Source organism: Nocardia sp. NPDC051052, from assembly GCF_044456045.1.
GTDB lineage: Bacteria > Actinomycetota > Actinomycetes > Mycobacteriales > Mycobacteriaceae > Nocardia.
The window spans coordinates 100693-110377 of sequence record NZ_JBITFL010000022.1; the positions used below are offsets into that span (position 1 = coordinate 100693).

8 protein-coding genes and 1 pseudogene are annotated in these 9685 nt (G+C 66.0%); 4 read left to right on the forward strand and 5 right to left on the reverse strand.

Features of this window, described 5'->3' with window-relative positions; translation table 11 throughout:
• Positions 1-67: 67 nt before the first annotated feature.
• Positions 68-1372 (reverse strand): Hsp70 family protein, encoded by a 1305-nt coding sequence (locus ACIBCN_RS42775; RefSeq protein WP_396998386.1) that lies wholly within the window; start codon positions 1370-1372, stop codon positions 68-70.
• A gap of 138 nt (positions 1373-1510) precedes the next feature.
• Positions 1511-2833: a UDP-glucose dehydrogenase family protein gene (locus tag ACIBCN_RS42780; protein ID WP_396998388.1), complete on the reverse strand. Its 1323-nt coding sequence runs from the start codon at positions 2831-2833 to the stop codon at positions 1511-1513.
• A gap of 134 nt (positions 2834-2967) precedes the next feature.
• On the opposite strand from ACIBCN_RS42780, the gene ACIBCN_RS42785 reads away from it, so the two are divergent.
• A complete protein-coding gene (locus tag ACIBCN_RS42785) occupies positions 2968-3504 on the forward strand; it encodes a YdcF family protein (protein WP_396998390.1) in 537 nt (178 codons plus the stop codon).
• A gap of 204 nt (positions 3505-3708) precedes the next feature.
• Positions 3709-4155, forward strand: coding sequence for a PASTA domain-containing protein (locus tag ACIBCN_RS42790; RefSeq protein ID WP_396998392.1), 447 nt, complete (start codon positions 3709-3711; stop codon positions 4153-4155).
• A gap of 160 nt (positions 4156-4315) precedes the next feature.
• On the opposite strand, the gene ACIBCN_RS42795 is transcribed toward ACIBCN_RS42790, so the two are convergent.
• The gene (locus tag ACIBCN_RS42795; protein ID WP_396998394.1) at positions 4316-5011 is read right to left on the reverse strand and encodes a helix-turn-helix domain-containing protein; all 696 of its coding nucleotides are present in this window, start codon (positions 5009-5011) and stop codon (positions 4316-4318) included.
• 201 nt (positions 5012-5212) lie between these two features.
• On the opposite strand from ACIBCN_RS42795, the gene ACIBCN_RS42800 reads away from it, so the two are divergent.
• Both ACIBCN_RS42800 and ACIBCN_RS42805 read left to right on the forward strand, forming a co-directional pair.
• The gene (locus tag ACIBCN_RS42800; RefSeq protein WP_396998396.1) at positions 5213-6442 is read left to right on the forward strand and encodes an acyl-CoA dehydrogenase family protein; all 1230 of its coding nucleotides are present in this window, start codon (positions 5213-5215) and stop codon (positions 6440-6442) included.
• The gene (locus tag ACIBCN_RS42805) at positions 6442-7590 is read left to right on the forward strand and encodes an acyl-CoA dehydrogenase family protein (RefSeq protein ID WP_396998398.1); all 1149 of its coding nucleotides are present in this window, start codon (positions 6442-6444) and stop codon (positions 7588-7590) included. The genes ACIBCN_RS42800 and ACIBCN_RS42805 overlap by 1 nt, the downstream gene beginning before the upstream one ends.
• 53 nt (positions 7591-7643) lie before the next feature.
• Here ACIBCN_RS42805 and ACIBCN_RS42810 read toward each other — a convergent pair whose 3' ends face one another.
• Entirely contained in the window at positions 7644-8405 is a 762-nt protein-coding gene (locus ACIBCN_RS42810) for a lytic polysaccharide monooxygenase (protein ID WP_396998400.1), read from the reverse strand.
• 470 nt (positions 8406-8875) lie between these two features.
• Positions 8876-9685, reverse strand: a pseudogene (locus ACIBCN_RS42815) (Fe-S oxidoreductase); the annotation flags it as partial.

Below are 9685 nucleotides of genomic sequence, written 5' to 3' on the forward strand. Positions count from 1 at the left end.
GGGTCCGCCCCGCTCTAGGGCCGCAGAGCGAGTGCGGATCCCGGGAAAGAGTGTGGCTGTTGGCGGGTCAGCGCGGTGGGGGGAAGGGGAAGACTTCGGGGGGGATGGTGGGGACCACGATGGGTGGCAAGCCGGGCACGACGATGGTGTTCGGGCCGGGGGCCGGGGGTGGTGGTTCGGTGGTGGTCTGGCGGCGCGGCGGGGGCGCGGCGACCGATTCCGCGGCCGACTCGGTCGGGGTGGCGGGCGCGACCGCGATCTGCGGCGCGAGGTTGGTGGTACGCGGTGAGGTGGTGGTCGGCGCGGAGGGCGAGCCCTCGCTGTGTGAATCACGTTGCAGCACTTGCGGGCCGTAGCCGAGGCCGAGGCCGATCGCGGCCACCACCGCGAGCGCGCTGACGGTGAGCACCGCGCCGCTGATCTCGCGCTTGCGGCGCTTGGGCGGGGCCGATAACCACGCCGGGGACAGCTCAGGATCCAGGGCCGCCGCGGCGGGGACCACCACGGGCTCCGGCAGCACCGGCCTGGCCAGCAATGCGGCACCGCGGGCGACCACCGTCTCCGGGCTCTCCGGCACGATCACCGGAACGCCCATCCAGCGTTCGAGCACCCTGGCCACCAGCGGAATCCGGGCGCAACCGCCGATGGCGAGCACGCCGTGCACCGGACGATCGGAGCGGGTGATCACGTCGCGCGCCATCCGCGCCGACGATTCGATCGCCAGCATGATCAGCGACTCGAAGTTCTCCTGCGCCAGTAACACCAGCCCCTGCTCGCTGGGCAGCGCGACCGCGGTGTTCGTGGACAGTTGTTCCTTGGCCTCGCGACAGAGCCCGTCCAGCGTGGCCAGACCGGCGGCGTCCGGCGGATGCGCGATCCGGCCGGAGGCGATCTGCTGTTCGCGGATGAGCGAGTCGAGATAGTCGCCGCTGATATCGCTGGTGCGCTCGCTGTAGCGCACCTCGCGCGACTGGGTGTCGACCACGCTCACGGTGAGCCCTGAGCTGCCGAGGTCGTAGACGACCAGCGAGGAGATGCCCCGGATGTCGCCGGTGGATTGGGCGAATTCGAGCGAGGCGACGACCTCGGGGACGAGCTCGTAATTGGTGAGCTGCTGGCGCGCCATGGCCGCGCGGACCGCGCGCGCGTGCTGCTCGCTGCGGTAGGCGATGGCGGTAGCGGTGATGTCCGGTGTGGTCTCGAGCGTGACGCCGATCGCCTCGGCGGCCAATTCCTCGACCGTCTGCTCGCCGACCGGAATGGTTTGCAGATCGAACGAGTGCGCCTCGACGTGCCCGTGGGGGTTCGCGGTGTGCGGACGCGCCATACGGACAGCGCCGGCCCCCACCGAAACTCCCAATACCGAACTCATCAGCTGCCCATCTCGTTCACACTTCACGACATGCGAGCCAGCGCGAAGGCCCGCTCCCCGGACCATACCGTCGACGAGCGCCTGTGCATACGGCAGGACTATTCGTCCGGCCATAGACCCTGCCTTCGCGACGCAACTCTACGGTGTGCCGAGTCCCGCGTACACCCATCCGGCCGCTCGCCAGTTGGCACGATTGAGACAATTCCGCCCGTCGATGATCGACTTTGTCCGAACTACCCGATTCAGATCCTCCGGTCGCAGCGCCGTGAACTCGTCCCATTCGGTGAGCACCAACACAACGTCGGCTCGCTCACAGGCCTCCGCCACCGAGGTCGCGTAGTTCAGCGTCGGGAACACTCGGCGTGAATTCTCCAGCGCCTTAGGGTCATACACGGTGACCACGGCGCCGTGCAGTTGGATCATTCCGGCCACATTCAGCGCGGGCGAATCGCGAACATCGTCGGATTCCGGTTTGAACGCCGCGCCGAGCACCGCGACATTCGCGCCGAGCAGCGAACCGCCGCAGGCGCGCGCCGCCATGTCCACCACCTTGGTGCGGCGGCGCATGTTGATGTTGTCGACCTCACGCAGGAATGCCACCGCGTGATCGGCGCCGAGTTCACCGGAGCGCGCCATGAAGGCCCGAATATCCTTCGGCAGACAGCCGCCGCCGAAACCCAGTCCGGCATTGAGGAATCGGCGGCCGATGCGGGCGTCGTAGCCGAGCGCGTCGGCAAGCATCGTTACGTCCGCGCCGGTCGCCTCGCAGACCTCCGATACCGCGTTGATAAACGAAATCTTTGTTGCCAGAAAGGCATTCGCCGAAACTTTGACCAATTCCGCGGTGGCCAAATCGGTCAGCAGGAACGGCACCTCGGCGGCGATCAGGTCCGCGTAGATCTCGCGCACCATGTCCTGCACCCAGCCCGCGCCGGAGCGTTCCCGATCCACCCCGAGCACAAGACGATCCGGGCGCAGCGTGTCCTTCACCGCGAAGCCCTCGCGCAGGAACTCCGGGTTCCAGGCCACTTCGACGTCGGTCGAGGTGAGCGCGCGGGCCCTGACGCCGAGCGCCGAGGCCGTGCCGACCGGCACCGTCGACTTGCCGATGATCACCGACGGCCGCTCCAGCATCGGTGCCAGCGTATCGACCACGGCGTGCACGTATTTCAGGTCCGCGGCGTACTCGCCCTTCTTCTGCGGCGTGCCGACGCCGAGGAAATGCACGTCGGCGTGGGCCGCCGCTTCGGCATAGGAGGTGGTGAATCGCAGCCTGCCTGCGTCGAGGTTGCGCCGCAGCACGTCCTCCAGGCCCGGTTCGTAGAACGGCACCACACCATCGGACAGCTTCGCGACCTTGCCTGGGTCGACATCCACCCCGATGACGTCATGTCCGAGTTCGGCCATGCACGCTGCGTGCGTGGCCCCGAGGTACCCGGTTCCGAAGACTGTGCATCGCATGATCGATTGATAAGCCCTGCCGGTGGCCGCACCGCGTCACCGAGGCAAGGGTCGCGGCAACGGTAGGTGTACATGTGGCGACATATATCGGGCTGGATGCCCTGACCTGCGCGGATCCGGCTAGCATCGGTCGGATGCGACGTCGCCGATGGGCCTGGACCTGGCTGATTCTGGTCGCTGTCGTCGCCGTGGCCGTGTCGTCGCTGTGGCCCGTCTACGTCCGCCCGCGCACCGACACCCCGGTGCCCGCCGACGCCATCCTCGTACTCGGCGGAGCCCACGACGGCCGTGAACAATTGGCCCTGCACATGGCTCACGATGGTCTGGCTCCGCGCGTCCTTTTCTCCGACCCCTACGAACACAGCGCCATGATCAACCGAATCTGTCACGGCGGCTACAGCTTCGAGGTGCTGTGTTTCGACCCCTCGCCCCGCACCACCAGGGGCGAAGGTCGCGAACTCGCCCGCATGGCCCGCGCCGCAGGCTGGCACCGCGTCATCGTCGTCACCTTCACCCCGCACATCTCCCGAGCCCGCTACATCCTCGAAAAGTGCTGGGACGGTGAACTTCTCTTCGTCGACCCCAAACCGCGACTGTCCGTCGCCCGGTGGGCGTACGACTATGTCTATCAATCCGCGGGCTACCTCAAAGCCGCCTTCGAGGGGTGCTGACGACGCCCTGGGGGCACGTCAGTTACATGGTCTTGTCCAGTGATCGACCGACACGGTGCGTGCGTGTTCGGAAGTACGGTTGACCCCTCACTCACTACGGGAGCAGGGAACGACATGACGTCGTATCGACCGCACCATTCGAATTCGCAAAGGCCGCCGCAAGAGTGCCCGGGCACGCGGAATAGGCGGACATCGACGCCGGGAATGTTGATCGCGGGCATCTGTGGATTGGTTATGGTCGCCGTCAGCGGCTGCGGGGCGGAGACCGACAGAGGTAAGGCGGTGATTGCCTCCGCAACCACATCGGTTGCGGCGCCGGTGAGTTCCGCCGCTGTCACATCACCTGTTATCCCTAAAACGACGGTCCGGCAGGAGGTTCCGACGCCGCCGCCAGCGCCCGTTCAACGGGCGCCGACCGCGCAGGCATTGATGCCGAACGTGGTGTGCATGAACCTGCAGGCCGCGCAGAACAAGATCCAGGAAGGGGGAGTTTGGTATTCGAGGTCGACCGATGCGACCGGGAAGGGACGCATGCAGGTGCTGGATGCGAATTGGATTGTTGTCGCGCAAACTCCGGCGCCTGGAGTGCCGATCGGTGAGGGAGACGCGGTGCTTTCCGTGGTCAAGATCGGCGAGCGCAACCCCTGCTAGCCGCCACCTACCGGCTCCCACCTAGACGGCGTATCTCGACGTTCTGTCGATCAACGTCCATTGATCTCCGGGCAGCACGGTGACTAGTTCGGCGACCTGAGGCCATGGCGGTCCCCAACCGCCTGCGGTAGTGGGAATTTGCCACAGCGTGCGGTCGTGTCTATCGCTCACGATGGCTCAAATCTCCGAGAAGAGTTGTCAGGTCTCGCAGCCCTGCCGCGTGGTCTCGTGTATCCAACGATTCGGCCAAGTCCAGAGCGATGGCCGCGCGTGGAGTCTGTCCGTCGGCAAACGCGTCCTCGGTGGCGACCGTTCGAAGTATGACGTTGCCTGTCAGATCTGCGGACAGGCCGAAACCATCGATGATGGGACCGAGTGCATCGGACGGAATGTAGCCGTCGAGTCGGTCCGCGGCTCTGGTCAAACCTAGCCGTCGCAGGTCGGCCTCGGTGAGGGCGGACGTTCCTGATCGCACGATGTGCGAGGAGAGTTCATCGAGTGCGGATGGGTGACAGCGGAATCGCTGGACCTGTGCGCGTTGACTCGTGAGATAGGCAAGGTCGTCGGCTTCCGCCTTACGAAGGCGATGCGTGAGGCGTACACGCTCGGGCGGGGTGATCCAGGCGACATCTGAGCCCGAAAGGATCATCAGCGTCGCCCAAGCGATGCGTTCAGTCCACGGCCGCCCGCGGCGCCGCCGCTGCTGGGCCAACCGGCGCACCGACTCGGCGTCGAGCACCAGCGTTCGTCCGACTCGTCGCGCGCTCTGGATTCGGCCCTCCGCTGTCAACCGCGCTACTTGGCGGGGGGTCACGCCAAGTGCTTCGGCGGCTTCGGCGGCAGTCATGTCGGCCATGCAGATATAGTCCCTCAAGAGACTATATCTGTAAATATATGCAGTTCAGCGTGTTTTAAGAAACGATCGTACGTCCATTGTCACCGTAAGTGCTGGCGGGCGACATCAGTTTGCTACAGTGGCGAGCGATACATAGGTTCTCGGCGCGTTTCGGCCCGCAGGTCGACGGCGAGCAATGGTGCGCACCCTCTGGGAGGGCAGATGGATTACGACTGGTCAGCGTTGGATTTGGCGTTTCGGGATGAGGTGCGGGAGTTTCTCGAGGCGAAGCTGACGCCGGAGTTGCGGCGGGCGGGGCGGCTGGCCACGAGTGTGTATCCGGACCACGAGGCGAGCATGGCGTGGCAGCGGATTCTGCATGAGCGGGGGTGGGCTGCGCCTGCTTGGCCGGTGGAGTTCGGCGGGTGCGACTGGAGTTTGACGCAGCACTACATTTTCAATCGGGAGTCCACGCTGGCGGGGGCGCCCGCGTTGTCCCCGATGGGGATCAAGATGGTGGCGCACGCGATCATCGCGTATGGGACGGCGGAGCAGCGGGCGTTCTATCTGCCGCGGATCCTGACCGGGGAAGTCTTCTTCTGCCAAGGGTATTCGGAGCCGGAGGCCGGATCCGATCTGGCGTCGCTGACGATGGCGGCCGTCGAGGACGGCGACGACCTGGTGTGCACCGGCAGCAAGATCTGGACAACCCATGCGACCGAGGCGAATTGGATCTTCTGTCTGGTGCGCACGTCGCGAGCCGGGAAGAAGCAGCAGGGCATCACGTTCCTGCTGATCGATATGAACATACCGGGCATCGAGATTCGGCCGTTGGTGATGACCTCGGGTGAGCAGGTGCAGAACCAGGTCTTCTTCGACAACGTCCGAGTGCCGAAGAGCAACGTGCTCGGGCAGATCGATGACGGGTGGACCGTCGCGAAGTACCTGCTCGTGCACGAGCGCGGCGGCGCGATGGCCCCGTACCTGCAGGCGATGGCGCAGGAGATCGCCGCCGATGCGGCGCAACAGCCTGGGCCGGACGGCAATGCGCTGATCGACGATCCGGGATTCGCGGCGCGGCTCGCGGAGGCGCGGATTCGCACCGAGGTGCTCGAAATCCTGGAGTACCGCACGATTTCAGCGATGTCGCAGGGGCAGAACCCGGGACCGGCTTCGTCGATGCTGAAGATTTTGGCTACCGAGCTGAGTCAGAAGCTGACCGAACTCGCCTTGGTGGCCGCCGGTCCACGCGGGCGCGTGTATCAGCCGCATGCCGCGAAACCGGGTGGGCCGATAGCGGAGTTCACCCCGCCGGCCGACGACTACCGCAGTGGTGCGGCGTGGCAAGCCGTCGCGCCGCTGCGCTACTTCAACGACCGTGCGGGCTCGATCTACGCGGGCAGCAACGAGATTCAGCGAAACATCCTCGCCAAAGCAGCATTGGGGCTCTGATGGACTTCACCCTTACCGACGAGCAGGTACTGCTCCGCACCGCGATCGCCGGATTCCTCGGCGCCCGATACGAATTGGCGAAGAGCCGCACCGCGGCGAAGGTCGGTGCGGGCTGGCAGCCCGCGGTCTGGCGCGGATTCGCCGACGAACTGGGCATTCTCGGTGCGACCCTGCCCGAGCGGGTCGACGGGATGGGCGGTGGGCCGATCGAATTGATGGTGATCGCCGAGGAACTCGGGCGGGCACTCGTGGTCGAGCCGTTCGTAGACACCGTCGTCATCGGTGCCGGACTGCTGAACAGGTCCGGTGGTGAGCGGGCCGATGCGCTGTTGCGGCAGATCGTGTCCGGCGAGGTGCGCACCGCTTTCGCCGCGCTGGAACCGACTTCGGGCCAGACGCTGCACGATGTGTCGACTACCGCACGGCGCGAAGGTGATTCGTGGCTCCTCGACGGCACCAAGACCGTCGTGACCAGCGCGCCACTGGCGACCCACCTGTTGATCACCGCACGCACCGCAGGCGGCCGCCGTGACGAACACGGTATCTCTTTGTTCTGCACCGACTTCGACGCGGACAGCCCGCCTGCCGGCGTCGAGGTGCACTCCTATCGGACCATCGATGACCGCGTTGCCAGCGACATCGTCTTCATCGGCTTCGCCGTGCCCGCCGACGCGCTGCTCGGCGTCGAAGGAACCGCCTGGGTCGCCATCGAACCCACCGTCGACGAGGCGATCGCCGCCGTCGCCGCCGAGGCCGTCGGCTGCATGCGCAAGGTGCTCGCCGACACCCTCGAATACGTCAAGCAGCGCAAGCAATTCGGCCAGCCCATTGGCAGCTTCCAAGTTCTGCAACACCGCATGGTCGACATGTACATGGAACTCGAACAAGCCATCGCCGCCGTCTACCTCGCTATCTACTCCCTGGAAGCCGACGCCTCGACCCGAGCCCGCGCCGTCTCCGCCGCCAAGGTCACCATCACCCGCGCCGCCCGCTTCATCGGCCAGAACGCCGTCCAACTACACGGCGCCATGGGCATGACCGAAGAACTGGCCATCGGCCACTACTTCAAACGCCTCACCGCCATCGACCAAGAATTCGGCACCAGCGACCACCACCTGACCCGCTACGCCGCCCTGACCCGGCCCTAGTTCCCACGTCCCGGGCCTCGACGATGGGTCGAGGTCCGGGACGTGGGGGTGGCTCAGATCTTTTGCCACAGGGCGGGGGTGTTCGGGGGTTCCCAGCCTGGGGCTGCGGTGTGGGATTGGCGGCAGAGGTAGCGGGAGCCGTCGTAGGTCACCTCGTTGCCTGCCGCGTAGCTGGTGCCCGCGGTCCAGGGGCGGGAGCCGGGTGGGGTGGTGGTGGGCGGCGTTGTGGTTGTCGGGGGTGCTGTTGTTGTGGTGGGTGGGGTGGTGGTCGGTGTGGGGGTGGTGGTGGGGGGTGTGCCGCCGATGTTCAGGTCGACGCAGGCGTAGAAGGCGTTGGCGGTATCGGCGATGTTCCAGATGGCCAGGAGTTTCTGGCGGCCGCTGATATTGCCGAAATTCACCGTGTGCGTGACTGTTTGGCCGGGCTGCTGGTTATTGCCCGGTACGAGACCGACTCGAGTGTTGCCGATGTAGTACTCCCAATTGGAAGTGCTGTGCCGGGCGGTGTTCGTCCAGGTGAAGGTGGCGGACTGGCCGACCGTCGACACTTTCCACGGCTTGCTGTCGTCGTTGAGATCGGCGAATTGGGAAAGATTGCCATTGCAGGTGCGTAAGCCCTTGGGCCCCTCGACGCTTTGCGGCTCGTACTTGATCGGGCCGCAGGACACCGTGCCTGCCGCACATTGCGCCTGCCTGCTCGGCGGCGAGGAAACGTAACCGTGCGCGTTCGCCAGACCGGCCGGGAACAGAATCGCCAGGAAAGGGGCAATCCCTACGGCCGCCCCGAGTACCGTCAGCTTTCGTTTGTTGATCATTGCGCTCCTAATAGCCTGAGCAGCAGAGGCCGGCATACTGATCAGTAATCAAACGTCATGTCAGAGAAAACATTTCGAGCTCTTAATGTGCCAAAAACGATAGGGCGCTGACTGGAACCGGGGCAAGACGTCGAGGTATCCGCACGGCGGGCGTGTCGCGCTTTTCGGCTATTCGTAGCCGGGATCGGCAGTGGCGTAAGGGAACTGGTGGCTATTGCGCTATGCGCAAGGCAGTCCCCAGTGCCTCCCCACTCGTCGGCCGAGAATTTTGCTGAATGTGGAAAGCGAGTTGGCGCCCGGCGGAATCCGCCGGCGCGTCAACAGAATGATGGATTGTGCGCAACACCATCATGATCGGTAATCAGGTCATCGAGGGTGGTGGTTACTCGATCAATGCGATCGTGGTGTCGGAAAACAGCTCGACCCGGATCCATCGCGCGGATCCGGGTCGAGCTGGATAACTATCTGATTCAGCCCTTGCGGCCAGGAGCCTTCGCGCCGGACTTGAAGCCGAGACCGCCTGGCTTGGCTGCCGGGGGAGTCGCTTCGGTGGCACCGTTGCCGTTCGCGGGCTGATCCGGCTCCGAAACCGACTCTGCCGCAGTCGAGTCCGCTGCCGGGGTGGCATCCGCGACAGGCTCCTCGGCCGGTGCGGGCTCGGCCGGAGCCGCCGGTGCGGAGCCGCCCGGTGCCTTCGCCACAGGACGCTTGAACCCGGACTTCATGGCCAATCCCTTGGCCGGAATCGACGGCTTGGTCTCCGTGGGTTCCGAAACCGTTTCGGCGGCCGCGGTTTCCGGGGCAGCGCTGCTCTCGGCGGGCGCTGCCGGGGCCTTCGCGCCAGGCGCTTTGGCGCCGGGAGCCTTAGCCGCGCCCTTCATCCCCAAGCCCTTGACCGGCTTGGGTGCCGGTGCCTCGGCCGCGGACTCTGCCGCGGGAGCGGATTCAGCGGCCGGGGCAGGAGTCGCCTTGGCTCCGGGAGCCTTGGCGGCGCCCTTCATGCCGAGCCCGCCGGGCTTCTTGCCGGGGCCTTTCATCGCGAGGCCCTTGACCGGTGCGGCCGGTGCCTCGGGAGTCGATTCGGCTTCGCCGGCAGGGGACTCCGCCTTGGCGCCGGGTGCCTTGGCGGCGCCCTTCATGCCGAGTCCGCCGCCACCGGGTGCCTTGGCCGGGCCCTTCATCGCGAGCCCGCCACCGGTCGGGGCCGGCTTCGCGGGCGCCGGCGTCTCGGCCTCGACCTCGGGCTGCGGTTCGGCGACCTCTTCGACCACCGGAGCTTT